The following is a 17,947-nucleotide window of genomic DNA, read 5'->3' on the forward strand; positions in this document are numbered from 1 at the left end:
TTCCGCTGTGACTCCCGACGGCTTCCCCGAGGACGCGGACGTACCCCGCCCGTTCTCTCTGGCGGACCCGGCTCCCGCCGGGCCCCGGACCCCCCTCCAGACATCCGGGACCCGGCGGCACAACCACCGGAGCGGCCGCGCACGGCGGTGTGCGGTTGAAAGGTAACCGGGAGTGAGTTGCATACACGTTGCACCCGTTCGCTCACCCTGCGACGCCTGGTTTGCTTCAATGAGCGGACGGGAAGAAGGCCCTACCGCCGGGTTCATCCGGCCGTGGGCCGCAGACCGAGGGGCATCGAGGGGTGATGTATGACCAGCGGCCACCCGAGGTCCGTCCCGGTCCATCGGCAGGACGCCCATCCGACGCGATTACGCCGCCTGCACGAGGCCGCGCTGACCGGCGGGCCGTTGACGGGGGGCGAGGCGGACGACGCCCCGCGCGGTGTGATCTTCGACTCCTGGAGGCGCTCCCTCGACGCCGGCGTCGACCCCGGCATCACCGCGGCCCCGCTCGCCCTCGACAGGGACGACGTCCCCGAGGTGTGGTCCGCGCACCCGATGAGCAGGCTGCTGCCGCTCCTCACCGAGAGCCTCCTGCGCACGGCCGACGAGACCGCCCACATCCTCGTCATCACCGACGCGGAGGGGCGCGTGCTCTGGCGCGACGGCAACCACCAGGTGCTGAACCGCGCGGACGAGGTGTGCCTGGCCGACGGCTTCCACTGGGGTGAGGGCGTGGTCGGGACCAACGGCATCGGCACCGCCCTGGCGACCGGCCGGCCGGTCCACGTCCGCTCGGCCGAGCACCTGCTCAGCGTGCTCCACCCGTGGTCGTGCTCCTCGGCCCCGATCACCGACCCCGACAGCGGCAAGGTGATCGGCTGCGTCGACATCAGCGGGATCACGCGCGCTCTGCATCCGGCGACCGTCGCCCTCGTCGAGACCGCGGCGCGGCTGGCCGAGAGCCACCTGGCCCTGTTCATGCGCGAGCGCGACGACCGGTTCCGCACCCGCTACGAGGGCCGCCTGCGGGCGCTGCGCGGCGAGGCGGGCGCCCTGGTGACCACGACCGGCCGGATCGTCGCCGGTGAGCCCGCCGACTCGTGGAAGCGGATCGACCTGCCCCGCTCCGGGAACGCAGTGGTCCTGCCGGACGGCCGCACCGGCGTGCTGGAGCCGCTGAAGGGCGGCTTCCTGCTGCGTCTCCCCAACCGGGCGCACACGCCCGTGCTGGTCCTGTCGTTCCTGGGCGCCGAGCACCCCGTGGCGCGCATCGACGGGGCGACGGTGCCCCTGTCCCTGCGCCACGCCGAGATCCTCGCCCTTCTCGCGCTGCACCCCCGGGGCCTGACGGCCGACCAGCTCTCCTTCCACCTGTACGGCGACGAGGGCAACCCGGTGACGATCCGGGCCGAGATCCACCGCCTGCGCGCCCAGCTCGGCCCGGTCATCTCCGCCAAGCCGTACCGCCTGGCCTGCACCGTCGAGGCCGACTTCGTCGCCGTCAGGCGCTCACTCACCGGCGGCGCCGCGACCCCGTTCACCGGCGCCTACGGCGGCCCGCTGCTGCCCCGCTCGGAGTCCCCCGCCATCCGCCGCGAACGCGACGAACTGGAGGGCCAGGTGCGCGCCCGGGTGCTGCGCCGCGGCACCCCGGAGGACCTGTGGGCCTACGCCGAGACCGAAGGCGGCAGAGACGACGTCCAGATCCTCGAACGCCTGACCGCCACCCTCCCCCCCGACGACCCCCGGGCAGCCACCGCCCGCATCCGCCTGAACACCCTCGACTGACCGTGAGGATGTGGGTGAGCGCCTCCCGGTGGAGTCTGGCCCACCGTCTGACTGACCATGGTGTCTTCAAGCGGATCTGCCCACTCCGTCCGGGAGGCGACACCGCGGCCCCGCTTCGCCGGGCATCCATCTCCCGGCGCCGGTACGGCGGGGCGTGGTACGGCGAGCGTCGGCGCCGTCGTACGGCGAGCCGGCGGGTCAGCTGTGGTCGATCTCCTCGATGATCCGGCCGCCGAGTTCGCGCTGGATGAGGGCCATGCCGGTGAGCTCGTCGACGTCGGCGTCCGCGTCGTTCAGGGGGTCGACCTCGTCGGCCTCGGGGGCGGGTGCGCGGCCCGGGACGGCGTCGGGCCAGGCGGTCTTGTTGCCTGCGGCTCTGGGGCCCGTCTGGGCGGCGGCCCGGGCGGCCGAGCGGGCGGCGGCCAGGCCGGGGTTCGGCGGGGGAGGCGAGCCGGGGTCCTCCGGCATCGGCGCGTCCGGCCAGGACTCGTCCGTGGTGGTCCGGGCCGGGGCGACGTCGACGGCGGTCCCGGCCCTCGGGCTCTCGGGAGCCGGGCGGGCCGTGTTCTGCGGAGCCGGTCCGTTCTCCTGCTCGGGCGGCGCGGCCGGGGCGGGAACGGAGGCACGGGCCGTCGCCGTCTCGGGCCGCGGAGCCGGAGCGGGGGCCGGAGACGACGGAGCGGCCGGGGGCTGCGCGGGGGTGGGCGGCGCCGGGGGACGTCCGCCCGAGGCCGGAGCCCCGCCTCCGGAGCCGCCCACGACGGCCTCGACCTTCCAGCTGCCGCCCAGGACGTCCTGCAGGGCCGCCGCGACGACCGCGTCCTTGCCGCCGCCGACGAAGCTCCTCATCGCGCCGACCTGGAGGAAGCCGAGGGTAACGACCTTGCCCTCGACCCCGACGACCTGCGCGTGGCCGTTCAGCTGGGCCCAGGTGAACTTGCTGCGCTGCTTGACGCCCTCGAGCACCTGCGGCCAGGCCTGCTGGACGGCCATCGCCTCGGACCCGGACGGGGGCGCGGACGGCGCCTGCTGCGGCCGGCTCTGGGGCTGGTCCTGGGCCCGCGGCTCGGCCGAGGGGGCGCCGGGCCTGGCAGCGGCGGGCCAGTCGTCGTCCTGCCCGGCCGGGGCCGGTGCGGCGGAGACCGCGGCGGGCTGCGGGGCGGGCGCCTGGACGGGCGGCGCGGTCACGGCGGGCACGGAGACACCCGAGGCGCCGGAGGCCGGACCCGGCTGGGCCGGCGACCCGTGCGCGTACGCCGCGGGGGCGGAGGGCGCGCCGGTGACCGCTGTGGGAGGCACGTACGCCGCGGGAGCGGAGGGCGCGGAAGGAGAGGCGTACGCGGCCGGGGCGGAGGGCCCGGCAGAAGACGCGTACGCCGCGGGGGCGGAGGACGCGGAGGACGCGTATCCCGCGGGAACCGCCGCGCCGCCGTGCTCCAGCCGTTCCAGGCGGGCGAGCAGGGCCGCCTCGTCCTGCGTGGCCGCGGGCAGCAGCACCCGGGCGCACATCAGCTCCAGCAGCAGCCGGGGCGAGACCGCCCCGCGCATCTCGATCAGGCCGGCGTTGAAGACCTCCGCGGCCCGGGTCAGGTCGGCGGCGCCCATCGAGGCGGCCTGCGCCTGGAGCCGCTCCAGCTCGTCGGCCGGGCGGTCGAGCAGGCCGCTGCCGGCCGCGCCGGGCACGTTGGCCAGGATCACCAGGTCGCGGAAGCGCTCCAGCAGGTCCATTGCGAAGCGGCGGGGGTCGTGACCGCCCTCGATCACCCGGTTCACGGCCTGGAAGACCGCGGCGCCGTCCCGGGCCGCGAAGGCCGCGACCACGTCGTCGAGCAGGCCGCCGTCGGTGTAGCCGAGCAGGGAGACCGCGCGGGCGTAGGTGATGCCGTTCTCGTCGGAGCCGGCGTACAGCTGGTCGAGGATCGACAGCGAGTCACGCGCGGAGCCCGCTCCGGCGCGCACGACCAGCGGCAGCGCGGCGGGCTCGAAGGGGACGTCCTCGGAGGTGAGGATCTCCTCCATGAGCGTGCGCAGGGCCGCCGGGGGGATCAGCCGGAAGGGGTAGTGGTGGGTGCGGGACTTGATCGTCCCGATGACCTTCTCCGGCTCGGTGGTCGCGAAGACGAACTTCAGGTGGGGCGGGGGCTCCTCGACGAGCTTGAGCAGCGCGTTGAACCCCTCGCGGGTCACCATGTGCGCCTCGTCGATGATGTAGATCTTGTAGCGCGCCGACACGGGCGCGAAGAAGGCGCGCTCACGCAGGTCGCGGGCGTCGTCGACGCCGCCGTGCGAGGCCGCGTCGATCTCGATGACGTCGAGGTGGCCGGGACCGGTGGGGGCCAGCGCGACACAGGACTCGCACTCGCCGCACGGGTCGGGGGTCGGGCCCTTCTCACAGTTGAGCGAGCGGGCCAGGATCCGCGCGCTGGAGGTCTTGCCGCACCCGCGAGGACCGCTGAACAGATAGGCGTGGTTGATCCGGCCGCTCCGCAGCGCCTGCCGCAGCGGCTCGGTGACGTGCTCCTGACCCTTGACCTCGGCGAAGGTTCCGGGCCGGTATTTGCGGTAGAGCGCCAGACTCATCCAGGGAGCTCCCGCCTTCGAGGGGTCCTGCAACGAAGGAACCCCTCGCACACCCGCCAGAGCCCGCTTATCCTTGCTGCCTTCCGGCCCTGGGGAGGTTCACAGGATGACGCCGCGCGAGGGGTCCGGACACAGTCTATCCTCCCGCCGCAGTGCTCGGGTCCATGAATCCCGCGGACCGCGTCCTCCGGAGGTACGGGCCGCGCCCTTCGGAGGTCCCCTCGGTTCCCCCGCCCGACACTCCCGGAATGCCGCCCTCGGAATGGTGTGCGACGCACTCTCGAAAGTCCGCTAAGCTTTGCGGCGGAGGATTCGCCTAGTTGGCCTAGGGCGCACGATTGGAAATCGTGTTGGGGGCAACCCCTCAGGAGTTCAAATCTCCTATCCTCCGCCATCCCGAAGGGGCCGGACCACTATGTGGTCCGGCCCCTTCCGGCGTCCAGGGACGCCCTCCGGCCCGCTCCGGCCCTGGAACCTCGACGAAACCGGAACGCTCAGGCGTCCGAGGGCAGCTCCAGGACCCTGGCGTGCAGCACCGAGCGCTGGTGCAGGGCCGAGCGCAGAGCGCGGTGCAGGCCGTCCTCCAGGTACAGCTCGCCACGCCACTGGACCACGTGCGGGAAGAGGTCGCCGTAGAACGTGGAGTCCTTGGCGAGCAGGGAGTGCAGATCCAGCACCGCTTTCGTGGTGATCAGGGTGTCGAGCCGGACCTGCCGCGGCGGGATCTGCGCCCACTCGCGGTTGGAGAGGCCGTGTTCGGGGTAAGGCCGTCCATCGCCGACCAGCTTGAAGATCACCCATGTATTTTAGGAGAGATTCCGCCTCTTTGCCTGCTGCGGCATCCCCTTCTTACCTGCTCGGACCTTCCAGCCGGGTCGGCGAAGCCTTTTCAGATCCCTCCGGAGAAGGTGTCGCACCGGTTGGGATCGCCGGTCTCGTAGCCGGTGGTGAACCACTTGACCCGCTGCTCCGACGTGCCGTGCGTGAACCCCTCGGGATCGACCCGGCCCTGCGCGCGTTCCTGGATGTTGTCGTCACCCACGGCGGCGGCCGCGCTCAGCGCCTCCTGGATGTCGGCCTGGGTGAACGGCTTCTCGAACAATCCGGTCTCGTAGGCGTTCTTGGCCCACGCGCCCGCGTAGCAGTCCGCCTGCAGCTCCACCCGGACCGCCCCGCTCTCCGGGCCCTGCCGGTCGTTCTGCGACCGGCTGAGGGCGCCGGTCAGGTTCTGGATGTGGTGGCCGTACTCGTGACCGATCACGTAGGCCTGCGCGAACGGCCCGCCCTCGGCCCCGAACCTGCTCTGCAGCTGGTCGAAGAAGCTCAGGTCGAGATAGACCCGCTGGTCGTTCGGGCAGTAGAACGGCCCCACCGAGGAGTCGGCGGCGCCGCAGCCGGTGTTCGTCGCGCCGGAGAACAGCACGGTCTTGGCCGGCTGGTACCCGTCGACGACCGTGGGCCAGTACTCCTGGATGCTGTTGACCACGCCGACCACCCGGCACTCCTCGTTCTGGTCGGCGTCCTCTCCCGTCTTGCACTGCGCCCCCAGGTTCGAGCCGGGGCTCACCGGCTCGGGGTTCCCGCCGGTGATGTTGCCGGGATTGATCCCGAATATCAGCGCCACGATGAGCGCGATGATCCCCGCCGCGCCGCCGCCGACCGCGAGCCCGCCGCCGGGGAGCCTTCCCCGGCCGCCGCTCTCGACCTGCGAGCTGTCCAGCTGGACATCGTCCTTGAAATCCATCGCCGACGTCCCTTCACTCCGCTTGGGCACCCCCTCTGCCCAGAGAAGCGCCCGGCATGCCGCCGGCCGGAACGACCCGGCGGAGGCTCATTCCCCCCCAACCTCCAACATTCGTCACATTCTGTTAAATGAACATAGCTTTGAGTGATTATCGCAGCTCAGCGGCGGGTATCCCACAAACGTAAGACGCGATCGCCCGTCCTCCCGGGACACGGCACCGGCCGGTGAGAGCCGTGCGCCCGCTCCATCCCCCGCCCCGTGTGGCGCCGCCCGGGGCATGGTCATCCCCCGAGGAGAACCATGACCGACGACACCAAACGCGCAATCCGCACCGCCCTGCAGACCGCCGTGGGCGTCTGCGTGGCGCTCCCGCTGATCGTGGACGCGACGGGCATCCCCGACGCGCTGCCCGGCGTGGCGACCGCCCTGGCCGTGGCCGGGGCCTTCGCCCGCGTGATGGCGATCCCCGCCGTCCAGTCCCTGCTGCCCCGCTGGCTGCGCACGGACGCGCCCCCCGCGGTGGCGGAGCGGTAGGAACCCGTCACGATCACGGCGAAGAAGCCGGAGACAGGCGGGCACCGCAGACAGAGCGAAGGGCCTCCGGCCCGGTTTCCCGGATCGGAGGCCCTCCCATGGCGGTGGTGGTGGGATTTGAACCCACGGATGAGTTGCCCCATCACACGCTTTCGAGGCGTGCGCCCTCGGCCACTAGGCGACACCACCGCCGAGCAGCTTACCGGATAACCGCTATTGCTCGCGCGATCGGCGGAGCGCGAAGAAGTCCGTCAGCGCCTCGGCGCACTCGTCCGCCAGCACGCCCATGACGACCTCGGGACGGTGGTTGAGCCTGCGGTCCCTGACGACGTCCCAGAGCGAGCCCGCGGCGCCGCCCTTGGCGTCCACGGCGCCGTAGACGATCCTGTCGACCCGGGCCAGCACCGCCGCCCCGGCGCACATGGTGCAGGGCTCCAGCGTGACCACCAGGGTGCAGCCGCCCAGCCGCCACCCGCCCCGCTCGCGCGCCGCCGTACGCAGGGCCAGCACCTCGGCGTGGGCGGTCGGGTCGTGCAGGGACTCGCGGTCGTTGCCCGCCTGGGAGAGCACCGCCCCGCCGGGCCCCAAAACGACCGCGCCGACCGGCACCTCCCCCCGCTCGCCGGCCTGTACGGCCTGCGCCAGGGCGAGCCGCATCGCGGGGACGTAGGAGGCCGGGGACCCCTGGTCGGTCAACGTCCGTCAGCTCCCGGTGGTGCCGTCGCCGGCGCGCCCGTCAGCGCAGCCGGTCGAGCTCGTCGGCGAAGCCCAGCCGCTCGGCGATGACGGAGAGCGTGTCCGCGGGGAGCGCGCCCTCCTCCATGCTGAGCTCGATGAGCTCCTCGGGGGTCACACCCAGATCGTTCAGGAGCTCGAAGTCGCCTGCGGGCCGTACGCCCATCTCGGGTGTGTCGGTGTCGGGCGCGACCCCCGCCAGCTCGCTGAAGAGCGCGCCCAGATCGTCGGTGTGCCCCGCCTGGGCGTCGGACAGGAACGCGCGCGGCTCCTCCTCGTCCTGGTAGCGGACGATCGCGAACCACTCGTCCTCCACCTCGACGCACAGCAGGGTCAGTTCGTCACCGTCGAGAGCGAGGTGCTCCTGCACCGCGTCTCCGAGGTCGTCGACCAGCTCGACGTCGCCGAGATCGACCTCCGCACCGTTCCAACCCTTGGCGGTGCGGACGAAAGCAGCCGAGAAAACACTGTTGCCGGAGCGTCTGGAGGGCATGACCGATCTCCCCGAGATCAACCGAACACGGAGTCGATGGCGCGTTCGAACGGCTCGGAGAATCCGAGCCGCGCGGCGATGCTGGACAGCACATCCTCGGGAAGAAGGTCGATGTCTCCGGACAGGACGCCCAGCTCCATCTCGTCGAGCCCCAGGTCGGCGAAGATCGACAGGTCTCCCGCGGGGAGCGCCGTCTCCTCGTCCTGCAGGATCGCCTCGAGTTCGTCCTCGTCCGGCACCGGCACGTCGAGGTATTCGAGCACCTGCCGGGCGAGCGGGAAGTCCCAGGACGCGGCGATGTCTGAGAGGAAGACCTCCACCGTCTCGCCGAACACCCGTAGCGCCACGAAGAACTCATCCCCCACGGCGACCAGCCCAATCGCGCCGCTCATGCTGGGTTGCTGGCGCAGGGCGTGGATCAGGCCGTGGAGATCGGTCGTGAGCGCGACCGGAAGCATCTCCGCTTCCCAGCTGTCGTCTTCGCGATAGACCACGATGGCGAAGTCGAGTGCATCTTCGTCTGTCATCGTCATCCCCACCGAGCGGCCTGTATGGAGGTCAATGCTTTCAGACGCGCGGCATACCCGTATGCCTCTCCGGCCAAATTGTGATCAAATCCGCCCTCGCGCGTGTCGGGCCCGATCCGCTGTCCTGGTCACGCGCGGTCCGGGATACCGTTGACGGCCATGGAGACCCTGGTCGTTGACCACCCGCTTGTAGCCCACAAGCTGACCGTCCTGCGGGACGCGAACACCGACTCGCCGACCTTCCGGCGGCTGGCCGACGAGCTCGTGACGCTGCTCGCCTACGAGGCCACCCGGCAGGTCCGGGTCAGCGAGGTGACGGTGCAGACCCCCGTCGCCCCGGCCCGGGGCGTACGGCTGGCGCACCCGCATCCCCTGGTCGTCCCGATCCTGCGCGCCGGCCTCGGCATGCTCGACGGGATGACCCGGCTGCTGCCGACCGCGGAGGTCGGCTTCCTCGGGATGATCCGCAACGAGTCGACCCTCCAGGCCGAGACCTACGCCACCCGGCTCCCCGACGACCTGTCCGGGCGCCAGGTATACGTGGTCGACCCGATGCTGGCCACCGGCGGCACGCTGGCCGCGGCCATCGAGTTCCTCTTCCAGCGCGGCGCCGACGACGTGACCGCGCTGTGCCTGCTGGCCGCGCCCGAGGGCATCGCCTACCTGGACAAGGCGTTCGCCGGCAGCGGGAGGCCGATCCGCCTGGTGACGGCCGCCCTGGACGAGCGGCTCAACGAGCACGGCTACATCGTCCCGGGCCTCGGGGACGCCGGAGACCGTCTCTACGGCGTCGTCTGAGCCCGCACAGCCGACACGTCCGGACAACCTCTGCGGCGCCCGGACAGCCTCCGCGGCGCCGCCCCTGACAGCGCGGCCGGGCCGCCGGAAACCCCGGCGGCGTCCCGCCTCGCCGCTTTCCGCCCGTCGTTGGGGCGTTTCCTCCCCTCTATCGTTACAATCTGTCGTTGTATGGGTACGAAGAGTGCCGAAGCATCTCTTGCGCTCCATCGTGCCGAACGGCCGTGGGCGCACGTCGGGGGAACAGTGAGCGAGCGAAACAACCCGGTGCCGGAGCCGGATCCCTACGCGGAGGTCAGTGCCACGCTGCGGGAGGAGTTCTCCGCGATCCACCCGGCCGCCACGGTGACCCGCTGCATCGACGCGGCGCACTACGGCGCCCTGGAGATCACCGGGTACGCCCATCCCGGGCTCGTCGAACGCATCGCCCGCAAACACCTCGAGGTCCTCGCGCTGGTCGTCAGCGGACACGAGTGACCGGAACCGCCGGCCCCGCGGGCTTCGCACGGACGAAGACCGGATGGGTCGACACGCTTTACCCCGCCGGGGGCGTGGGTAATGTATACGTCGGGTGCAGTGGGTGAGTGGTGGCAGGAGGCCGCAGTGCAGGTCAAAACGATTATGAAGTACAGCGCCATAGGTTTCGCCGCGTTCTTCCTGTTCAAAAGACCGGATGACGCGGCAGGAGCGGTGAAGGGCGCTCTCGACTCCGTGTTCGACGCGGCCGACTCCCTGGCCCAGTTCGTCTCCCATCTGTCATGAGACTAGTGACCCACGGGGATTCAGCCCCCTCGTCGGTCAACCGCTACCTGCTCCCCCACGAACACCAGGTCATCATGGTGCGGCGTCACCCGGCCGTACTGCTCCGTCCCGTCGCCGAGGTCTTCGGCGGCCTCATCATCGCCGGCCTGCTCAGCACCTGGCTCAGCAAGCAGAGCGTCGACGGCGGCATCGTCATCGTCTGGTGGGCCTGGCTCCTGCTGCTCATCCGCTTCGTGTGGAAGGTGGCGGAGTGGTCGGTCGACTATTTCGTGGTGACCTCCAAGCGCATGCTGCTCACCACGGGCCTCATCACGCGCAAGGTCGCGATGATGCCGCTCACCAAGGTCACCGACATGAGCTTCCAGCGGTCCCTGCTGGGCCGAATGCTGGGATACGGAGAGTTCATCCTGGAATCGGCCGGTCAGGATCAGGCATTGTCGACCGTCCCCTACATCCCGTATCCCGAGACGCTCTACCTCGAGGTCTGCCAGATGCTATTCCCCAGCACTGACCCGTCGGATGATTAATGTCCCCATGACCGCTATGGCATAGGGAAGGGAGAGAGTCCGGCCTGGGATTCTTCTCTCGGGGTTACCCTATTCGACTTCTTCATGCAATCATGGCGGAGACATTGACCATCCCCCGCCCTGAGAGATCAGATGCCGAGTCAGGGAACCATCGGTGACCGTGTCCGCGGGTTGCGGCTGAGCAGGCGCATGTCACAGGCGCAGCTCGCCGGGCCAGACCTTTCCGACAGTTATGTCTCGCTCATCGAGTCGGGCAAGCGCACGCCCACCCCCGTGGTCGCGCGCCTCCTCGCCGAGCGCCTGGGCTGCACCACCGAGTTCCTTCTGCACGGCATCGAGCCGCGGCAGCGCATCGACACCGAGCTCGGCCTGCGTCACGCGGAGCTGGAGCTGCACCACGGCGACCCCGCCGTGGCGGCCGAGCGCTTCAACGAGATCGTCAAGGTGGCGGGCGAGGAGAACGCCATCCTCGCCGCCCACGCCCGGCTCGGACGGGCCCGCGCGCTGGAGGCCCAGGGCAGGATCGCCGCCGCGGTCGAGTCCTTCGAGAGGCTCCGCCGGGAGGCCGCCGCCCATCCGGAGCGCCTGGCCGACCTGCCCCTGACGGTCGCCCTGAGCCGCTGCTACCGCTACGGCGGAGACATCCTGCGCGCCCGCGACCTGGCGCTGGAGGCCCTGGCCCAGGTCGACCGGCTCTCTCTGGTGCAGGGCGGCATCGCCGTCGACCTGGCCGCCTGCCTGCTGGAGACCGAGGCCCCGCACGGCCGGCGCTCCCCGGGCCTGGCCTACGTCCGGCAGGTCATCCTGGCCAACGGCGTGCCCTCGGTGGCCGACCAGGACGAGCAGGTCCACGCCCTGTGGCAGGCGAGCATCACCGCCGCCGACGGCGAGGACTCGGCGTTGGCCGTCCGCCTGGCCGACGACGCGATCGCCACCGGCCACCAGGCCCGGATGGCCGTCAAGCTGGCCCACATCGCGACGGAGTGGGCGCGTCTGGCCTGCTCCTTCGACGACGAGCCGATCGAGGAGGCCCGGCGGCTGGCGACCACCGCCGGCGAGGTCTTCGCCTCCTTCTCGCGCCACGTCCACGACCACGCCAAGAGCCTGATCGTGCTCGCGACCGTGGAGCTGAAGAGCGGCGACCTGGACGCCTCCGAGCGCCTGGCCTCCACGGTCCTCGACCTGCTGGGCAGCCGCTCCGGCGCCACCGGCGCCACCGCGCGGCTGATGCTCGCCGAGGTCGCGCTGGCGCGCGGCGAGAAGAACGTCCTGTCCCTCCTGAACGGCGCCCGGGAGCTGCTGGCCGACCCGCAGCCCACCTTCCCCGGCTTCAACCGCGACGCCGCGCGGGTGTGGCGCCGCCTCGGAGACCTCTACGGCAGGGCCCGGGCCACCGAAGAGCAGATGAGCGCGTATCGTAAGGCGTTGGAAACCGTCGGAGTGCGCGACGCCCTCGTGGGCATGACGGTCGATCCCGCGCTGGCCCGATAGGACCGGCACGGTTAGACCTTCCTTGCTCCTGGAGCTGCGGATTTGGTTTTATGCCTCTGGAATAATTAGGGTCTATCAGTCATTGACTCATAGGATGATTGGTTCCCCCAGAGGAGGCGGACTGTGAGTCTGCGTACGGCGCAGCGAGCGTCCCTCGTCGACCAGGTGATCGATCAGCTCAAAGAGCAGATCACTTCGAACTCCTGGAAGATGAACGCCAAGATCCCCACCGAGACGGTGCTTGCCGAGCAGCTGGGGGTCGGACGCAACACCGTCCGCGAGGCCGTACGGGCCCTCACCCACGCGGGTCTGCTGGAGTGCCGCCAGGGCGACGGGACCTATGTCCGCGCCACGAGCGAGCTGTCGGGGGCCATGCAGCGGCGGCTGCGCACCGCCGAGCAGCTGGAGATCCTGGAGGTACGGCGGGCGCTGGAGGTCGAGGCCGCGCGGCTGGCCGCCACCCGGCGCACCGACGACGACATCGCCCGCATCGAGGGCGCCCTGGCCGCCCGAGAGCAGGCCTGGGAGCTCGGCGAGCCCGGCACCTTCGTCGAGGCCGACCTCGCCTTCCACATGGCGGTCGTGCACGCGACCCACAACCGGGTCCTGATCGATCTCTACGAGGACTTCTCGACCGCCCTGCGCGCCAGCATCACCGCCGCCGGCACCTCGCTCAACAGCAGCTACATCCCGCACGACGCGATCGCCCGCGCCATCGCCGCCGGTGACGCGAGCGCCGCCGAGCGCGCCGGCCACGCGTGCATGGAGCACATCCTGATCGCCCTGACCGACGCGCAGGACCTGCCCTCCTGACGCCGCGCGCCGGCCCCTCCCCGCGTCCCGCCCGCCTCAGGTCAGGCGCAGCGACATCACGAGATAGCGGAAGGCGGGGTCGGCGTCGCCGGGGACCTCGGCGATGAGGGCCGGGCGGGTGGAGGACTCCATGTTGAGGCGGACCAGCTCGGTCTGCACCCCCGCCAGGCCGTCCAGCAGGAACTGGGCCTGGAAGGCGATCTCGATGTCGTCGCCGGTCAGATGGGCGGCGACGGTCTCGGTGCCGCGGCCGATGTCGCCCCCGCCCGCCTGGAGGACCACCCTGCCCTGGGTGAACGACAGGCGGATCGCGGTGTTGCTCCCGGCGACCAGCGCCACCCGCTTGATCGCCTCGATGAACGGGGCCGTCTGCAGGTCGGCCCGGATGGACCAGTCGCCGGACAGCCGCGAGCGGTAGTCGATGAACTGCTCGTCGAGCAGGCGGACCGTGGTGCTCCTGCCGACGCTCTCGAAACCGGCGATGCCCTCGCCCAGCGCCATCGACACCTCGCCGCCGCGCAGCGACCGGGCCACCTCGACCAGCACCCGGGCCGGGACCATGGCCGCGGCCGTGACGTCGGGCTGCGCGGGACGCCACTCGAAGTCGCGGGAGGCGATGCGGTAACGGTCGGTCGCCGCCATGGTCACGCGGTCGCCGGAGACGTCCATCCTGACGGCGGTCAGCATGGGCAGCGCCTCGTCGCGGCTGGCCGCCGGGGCGACCTGGCCGACCGCCGCGGCGAAGACCCCGCCGCCGACCGCGCCGATCACGGGCGGCATCTCGGGCAGCGTCGGGAAGTCCTCGACCGGCATGGTCAGCAGGCCGAACTCGGCGCTTCCGCAGGTCAGAACCGCCTCGGCTCCGGTCGTGACGACCTCCACCGGCTCGTCGGGCAGGCTCCGCGTGATCTCCGCGAGGATCCGGCCCGGGATCAGCACCCGTCCGGGCTCCTCCACGTCGGCCTCCACGGACGCGCGGGCGGAGACGTCGTAGTCGAAGGCCGACAGCACGAGATCCTCGCCCGCTTCCAGGAGCAGGCCGGAGAGCACCGGGACGGTCGGACGGCTCGGCAGCACACGAGCGGACCAGGCCACGGCCTCGGCCAGGACATCGCGGTTGACCCGGAACTTCACCTGAGATCCCTTCTGGAGGAGGAAGCCGCATTCCACCAGAACCGTAACCGGTGGCACCGACATAAGGCTCGTGCGCGCCCCTCACGGACAGATCGCCCGGCCGCCGGGAAAATATCACCTCTCCGCATCCCTCAACTCCGCGGCGATCCCGCCGATGTTTCGACGGTGAACCCAGGGATGAACACCATGCGCCGGAAACTGACGCGGATGACCATCGGAAAGGCCCTGCACTTCGGCTTCGCCGTCGTCACGGTCCTGTTGCTGCTGCCCGCGGTCACCTCGGCGTGGTACCTGTGGCGGTCGTCGGATGTGGTGAGCCACTTCGCCGAGACCGGCATGCCCGCCTCGGAGCTGACCGGCGAGATCGACGGGCTGATGAACAAGTACCGCAAGGAGCAGTGGGAGTACCTCGCGCTCCCCGCGGACGACGAGGAGCGCGTCCCGACGGTCGAGGCCATGGCCGAAGAGGACGCCGAGATGAAGTCCCTGTTCGCCGATCTCAGGAAGCTGGCGCTGGACGGGGAGCACCTCGCCGCGCTGGCCGGCTACGAGCAGGACTGGAACGATTACGTCCGCGTCACCGGCCCCCTGGTCGAGCTGGCCGACGCGGGTGACATCGGCGCCGCCCGGGCCACGTTCGACACCGGCGCCGGCGACGAGCTGTGGGACGGCCTCAAGGAGGGCCTGAAGACGCTGCGGGCCCTGGACGCGCAGGACTCCGCCGAGAGCCGTGACGAGGCCCGGCTCGACGTCGTCATCGGCTTCTCCGTCCTGGGTGTGCTGCTGTCCCTGGCCGTCGCGGTCGCCCTGGCCGTACGGAGGATCCTGGCCCGGCGCATCTCCACCGGGCTGCGGAGCCTGTCGGTCGCCGCCGACGGCATCGCCCGCGGTGATCTGGACCAGCGTGTCGAGACGACCTCCGACGACGAGATCGCCGAGGTCGCGGCCTCGTTCGAGCGCATGGTGGCCTATCTGCACACCATGGCGGGCGTGTCGCAGCGCATGGCCGAGGGCGACCTGGCCGTAGACGCCGCGCCGAAGTCGCAGGACGACCGGCTCGGCCAGGCCTTCTCCGCCATGGTGACCACCCTCAACGACTCGATCGGGCAGGTGCGCTCCTCGGCCGGCGCTCTCGACACCGCCTCGCGCGAGCTGTCCGGCGTCTCCGACGGCGTGCGCGCCGCGGCGGGAGAGGTCGTCGGCAACGCCCAGCGCCAGGTCGACCTCGTCGACGAGGCCCAGCGGGCCGCGCGGCAGACCTCAGGCCTCGTCGACGAGGGCATCGGCACCGTGCAGCAGCTCGCGGGCGTGATGCGCGACCTCGACGGGAAGTCGGCCAGGATCGGCGACATCGTCGCGACCATCTCCCGCATCGCCGGGCAGACGAACCTGCTGGCCCTCAACGCCTCCATCGAGGCCGCCCGCGCCGGGGTCCACGGCTCCGGCTTCGCCGTGGTCGCCGGGGAGGTCCGCACGCTCGCCGAGGAGAGCAGCAAGGCCGCCCAGTCGATCGCGGAGGTGCTGAGCGAGATCCAGCAGACCAGCGCCGAGGCCGTGCAGGTCGTCGACGAGCACGCGCGCGGGGCGTTCGAGCGGATCGCCGGCGGCACCACGACGCTGCGGGCGGCGCTCGACGAGGTCGGCTCCTTCGCCGGGGCCAACATGGCCTCCACCGAGCGCATGGCCACCGCCACCGACGCCGTCACCGCGTCCGTCCGGCAGCTGACGGACACCGCCGACCGGCTCCGCGAGATCACCGGCCGGTTCAGGACGTGACGGTTCAGGACCGGGCGGCGTTGAGGTAGGCCAGGACCGCCAGGACGCGGCGGTTGTCGTCGTCGGAGGGGGCCAGGCCGAGCTTGCCGAAGATGCTGGCGGTGTGCTTGCCGACCGCGCTCTCGCTGAGGAAGAGCCGCTGGGAGATGGCCGCGTTGGAGCGGCCCTCCGCCATCAGCTCCAGGACCTCCCGCTCGCGCGGCGTCAGCGCGGCCAGAGGCTCGTGCCGGGCGGTGCTGACCAGCAGCTTGGCGATCACCTCGGGGTCCATCGCGGTCCCTCCGGCGGCGACCCGGCGCACGGCGTCGACGAACTGCTCGGCGTTGAACACCCGGTCCTTGAGGAGATAGCCGATCGCGCCGGACCCGTCGGCGAGCAGCTCGCGGGCGTAGAGCTGCTCGACGTGCTGGGAGAGCACCAGGACGGGCAGTCCCGGGATCGCCCGGCGGGCGGCCAGCGCGGCCTGCAGGCCCTCGTCGGTGAAGGTGGGCGGGAGCCGGACGTCCACCACGGCCACGTCGGGCCGCTCCCCGGTCAGCGCCTTCAGCAGCTCGGGCCCGGACTCGACGGCGGCCACGACCTCGAAACCGTGGGCCCGGAGCAGATGGACCAGGCCCTCCCTGAGCAGGTGGAGGTCTTCGGCGATGACGACGCGGGCGCTCATCGGCCCGGCTGGACGGTGCGGGGGATCACCGGTGCAACCATAGGCGATGCGGGGTGGCCTCGGCCATCCACCGCTGGCGGGAGTGCTGGATCGGGATCAGTACGGCCGCGCCGTACATGGCGGCGCCGAGGGCGATGTTGAAAATGATCACTGGCCACTGCAGCGGCTCGGGCAGGTAGAGGGCGTAGAACCAGCTCTTTTCATCGTGCTCGATGATCTTCATGATCGCCGTGACGATTCCCTGCGGGAAGAGCGGGAGCCAGGCGAAGCCCCAGCCGAGCCCGACGATCGCCCATTTCCACTTGGGCATCTGCGCCTTCGTGCCGGAGCTCTCCTCCCAGACCAGCGCGTGCGGCAGGTCGATGGTGACGATCGTCGGACCGCCCGGCGGACTGCTGATCGCCAGCACCCCGTCGAAGGCGGCCAGCCGCCGCTCGATGCCGCGCAGCCCGCTGCCCCGCTCCGGGTCCGCCCCGCCGGAGCCGTCGTCGGTGACGGTGATCCGCAGGTTCTTCCGATGGCTGCTGATGTCGATCCAGACGCGGTCCGCGCCTCCGTGCCGGGCCGCGTTGGTCAGCAGCTCGCTGATCGAGAAGTAGGCCGCCGACTCGACGGGCGACTCCGGCCGCGTCTTCAGGTCCACGGTGACCTTGACCTTCAGCGGGCTGTCCAGTGCCAGGGCCCGTACGGCGTCGCCCAGGCCGCGCTCGGACAGCACCGGCGGGTGGATGCCCCGGACCAGGTCGCGCAGCTCGGTAAGCGCCGTGGAGGAGGCCTCGCGGGCCTTGGCCAGCAGCGCCTTGGCCGCCGCGGGGTCGGTGTGCACCAGCGCCTCGACGGCGCCGAGCGTCATGCCGATGGCGACCAGCCGCGCCTGGGCCCCGTCGTGCAGGTCGCGCTCGATCCGGCGCAGCTCGGCCGCCTGCGAGTCGGCCGTCTCCAGGCGGGCCTGGTCGAGCTTGTGGATCCGGCTCGCCAGCATCGACTTGGCCGTGGGGCCGAGCAGGAACTCGGTCCACCAGCCGTAGAAGCGCAGCAGCCAGGGGGTCGCGGCGATCGCGGCGACGGCCGCCACCCCCAGGAGCAGCGCCACCGGATGCCCCTGCCGCGCCGTGTCCGCGGCGTACCAGCCGATGATCACGGGCAGCAGCAGGGCGGCGCCCAGCAGCGGGTTGAGCGTGGCCCAGAGCAGGTCCCGCCAGGTGGCCGGATCGCTGAACATCCACTTCCAGCGGTTGTTCCACTCGGGCACGCGGGGCGTCTTGTAGAGCTGGCGTTCATGGCGGTACCAGCCGTCGGGCTGGCGCCGGACCGGGGGCGGGGGCGGCAGGTAGGACGGCCCGATCTCGCGCCCGAGCCACCTGCCGCTCAGCCTCCTGGCCAGCGCCGTGCGCCGCCGGAGCATCCTGGCCCCCGGCGGGAAGAGGACGACGAGCCCCAGCGTGAACGAGAGCATGATCATCAGTGCGACCGTAACCGTCAGGACCGCGTCCGTCAGGGCCAGCAGCCCCAGAGCCAGGGACCGGCCGGTGGCTGCCGCGTATCGCCTCATGCCATGAGTCTCGGCGATCAACCGGG

18 protein-coding genes, 2 tRNA genes and 1 other RNA gene are annotated in these 17,947 nt (G+C 71.4%); 10 read left to right on the plus strand and 11 right to left on the minus strand.

All coding sequences use genetic code 11. From position 1 onward, the window contains the following. Positions 1-309: 309 nt before the first annotated feature. Positions 310-1,791, plus strand: a complete 1,482-nt coding sequence (locus Psi01_RS18535; protein ID WP_204065276.1) for a GAF domain-containing protein — start codon at positions 310-312, stop codon at positions 1,789-1,791. Positions 1,792-1,989: 198 nt separating this feature from the next. Here Psi01_RS18535 and Psi01_RS18540 read toward each other — a convergent pair whose 3' ends face one another. Then, on the minus strand, positions 1,990-4,371 hold the full coding sequence (locus Psi01_RS18540) for a DNA polymerase III subunit gamma and tau (RefSeq protein ID WP_204065277.1): 2,382 nt from the start codon (positions 4,369-4,371) through the stop codon (positions 1,990-1,992). Positions 4,372-4,402: 31 nt separating this feature from the next. Continuing rightward, positions 4,403-4,501, minus strand: an RNA gene (ffs, locus tag Psi01_RS18545) — signal recognition particle sRNA small type. Between the two features lie 175 nt (positions 4,502-4,676). Between ffs and Psi01_RS18550 the strand changes: the two genes are divergently transcribed. After that, positions 4,677-4,765: transfer RNA gene (locus Psi01_RS18550), tRNA-Ser, on the plus strand. A gap of 100 nt (positions 4,766-4,865) precedes the next feature. On the opposite strand, the gene Psi01_RS18555 is transcribed toward Psi01_RS18550, so the two are convergent. Together Psi01_RS18555 and ypfJ are read right to left on the minus strand one after the other, a co-directional pair. Then, positions 4,866-5,168, minus strand: coding sequence for a type II toxin-antitoxin system VapB family antitoxin (locus Psi01_RS18555; protein ID WP_204065278.1), 303 nt, complete (start codon positions 5,166-5,168; stop codon positions 4,866-4,868). 92 nt (positions 5,169-5,260) lie between these two features. Next, positions 5,261-6,115, minus strand: coding sequence for a KPN_02809 family neutral zinc metallopeptidase (gene ypfJ / locus Psi01_RS18560; RefSeq protein WP_204065279.1), 855 nt, complete (start codon positions 6,113-6,115; stop codon positions 5,261-5,263). Positions 6,116-6,415: 300 nt separating this feature from the next. Here ypfJ and Psi01_RS18565 point away from each other — a divergent pair, with 300 nt between their 5' ends. After that, positions 6,416-6,649 (plus strand): hypothetical protein, encoded by a 234-nt coding sequence (locus Psi01_RS18565; protein ID WP_204065280.1) that lies wholly within the window; start codon positions 6,416-6,418, stop codon positions 6,647-6,649. A 99-nt stretch (positions 6,650-6,748) separates the two neighbouring features. On the opposite strand, the gene Psi01_RS18570 is transcribed toward Psi01_RS18565, so the two are convergent. The 4 genes from Psi01_RS18570 to Psi01_RS18585 all read right to left on the minus strand — a co-directional run bounded on the left by Psi01_RS18570 (position 6,749) and on the right by Psi01_RS18585 (position 8,404). Next, positions 6,749-6,838 (minus strand) — tRNA-Ser (locus Psi01_RS18570). A gap of 24 nt (positions 6,839-6,862) precedes the next feature. After that, positions 6,863-7,306, minus strand: coding sequence for a tRNA adenosine(34) deaminase TadA (gene tadA / locus Psi01_RS18575; RefSeq protein WP_204065341.1), 444 nt, complete (start codon positions 7,304-7,306; stop codon positions 6,863-6,865). Between the two features lie 79 nt (positions 7,307-7,385). Further along, complete coding sequence (locus tag Psi01_RS18580) at positions 7,386-7,877, minus strand: tRNA adenosine deaminase-associated protein (protein ID WP_204065281.1); 492 nt, start codon at positions 7,875-7,877, stop codon at positions 7,386-7,388. Between the two features lie 17 nt (positions 7,878-7,894). Then, positions 7,895-8,404: a tRNA adenosine deaminase-associated protein gene (locus Psi01_RS18585; RefSeq protein ID WP_373872501.1), complete on the minus strand. Its 510-nt coding sequence runs from the start codon at positions 8,402-8,404 to the stop codon at positions 7,895-7,897. Positions 8,405-8,563: 159 nt separating this feature from the next. Here Psi01_RS18585 and upp point away from each other — a divergent pair, with 159 nt between their 5' ends. The 6 genes from upp (at position 8,564) to Psi01_RS18615 (ending at position 12,795) form a co-directional block, all read left to right on the plus strand. Further along, entirely contained in the window at positions 8,564-9,202 is a 639-nt protein-coding gene (gene upp, locus Psi01_RS18590; protein WP_204065282.1) for a uracil phosphoribosyltransferase, read from the plus strand. A 246-nt stretch (positions 9,203-9,448) separates the two neighbouring features. Beyond that, positions 9,449-9,679 (plus strand): hypothetical protein, encoded by a 231-nt coding sequence (locus Psi01_RS18595; RefSeq protein WP_204065283.1) that lies wholly within the window; start codon positions 9,449-9,451, stop codon positions 9,677-9,679. A gap of 126 nt (positions 9,680-9,805) precedes the next feature. After that, positions 9,806-9,964 carry a hypothetical protein gene (locus Psi01_RS18600; protein ID WP_204065284.1) on the plus strand — a complete coding sequence of 53 codons (159 nt, stop codon included), beginning with the start codon at positions 9,806-9,808 and terminating at the stop codon, positions 9,962-9,964. Further along, positions 9,961-10,491, plus strand: coding sequence for a PH domain-containing protein (locus Psi01_RS18605; protein ID WP_204065285.1), 531 nt, complete (start codon positions 9,961-9,963; stop codon positions 10,489-10,491). The genes Psi01_RS18600 and Psi01_RS18605 overlap by 4 nt, the downstream gene beginning before the upstream one ends. Positions 10,492-10,623: 132 nt before the next feature. After that, a complete protein-coding gene (locus Psi01_RS18610) occupies positions 10,624-11,982 on the plus strand; it encodes a helix-turn-helix domain-containing protein (protein ID WP_204065286.1) in 1,359 nt (452 codons plus the stop codon). 123 nt (positions 11,983-12,105) lie between these two features. Continuing rightward, positions 12,106-12,795, plus strand: a complete 690-nt coding sequence (locus tag Psi01_RS18615; RefSeq protein ID WP_204065287.1) for a FadR/GntR family transcriptional regulator — start codon at positions 12,106-12,108, stop codon at positions 12,793-12,795. Positions 12,796-12,831: 36 nt separating this feature from the next. Here Psi01_RS18615 and dnaN read toward each other — a convergent pair whose 3' ends face one another. Further along, positions 12,832-13,929: a DNA polymerase III subunit beta gene (gene dnaN, locus Psi01_RS18620; RefSeq protein ID WP_204065288.1), complete on the minus strand. Its 1,098-nt coding sequence runs from the start codon at positions 13,927-13,929 to the stop codon at positions 12,832-12,834. A gap of 207 nt (positions 13,930-14,136) precedes the next feature. On the opposite strand from dnaN, the gene Psi01_RS18625 reads away from it, so the two are divergent. Further along, positions 14,137-15,705 (plus strand): methyl-accepting chemotaxis protein, encoded by a 1,569-nt coding sequence (locus Psi01_RS18625; protein WP_204065289.1) that lies wholly within the window; start codon positions 14,137-14,139, stop codon positions 15,703-15,705. A gap of 4 nt (positions 15,706-15,709) precedes the next feature. Here Psi01_RS18625 and Psi01_RS18630 read toward each other — a convergent pair whose 3' ends face one another. Together Psi01_RS18630 and Psi01_RS18635 are read right to left on the minus strand one after the other, a co-directional pair. Beyond that, positions 15,710-16,369 (minus strand): response regulator transcription factor, encoded by a 660-nt coding sequence (locus Psi01_RS18630; protein WP_204065290.1) that lies wholly within the window; start codon positions 16,367-16,369, stop codon positions 15,710-15,712. Positions 16,370-16,394: 25 nt separating this feature from the next. Next, entirely contained in the window at positions 16,395-17,921 is a 1,527-nt protein-coding gene (locus Psi01_RS18635; RefSeq protein WP_204065291.1) for a sensor histidine kinase, read from the minus strand. Positions 17,922-17,947: the final 26 nt, after the last annotated feature.

Source organism: Paraplanobispora siamensis (assembly GCF_016863175.1).
GTDB classification, from domain to species: Bacteria; Actinomycetota; Actinomycetes; order Streptosporangiales; family Streptosporangiaceae; genus Planobispora; species Planobispora siamensis.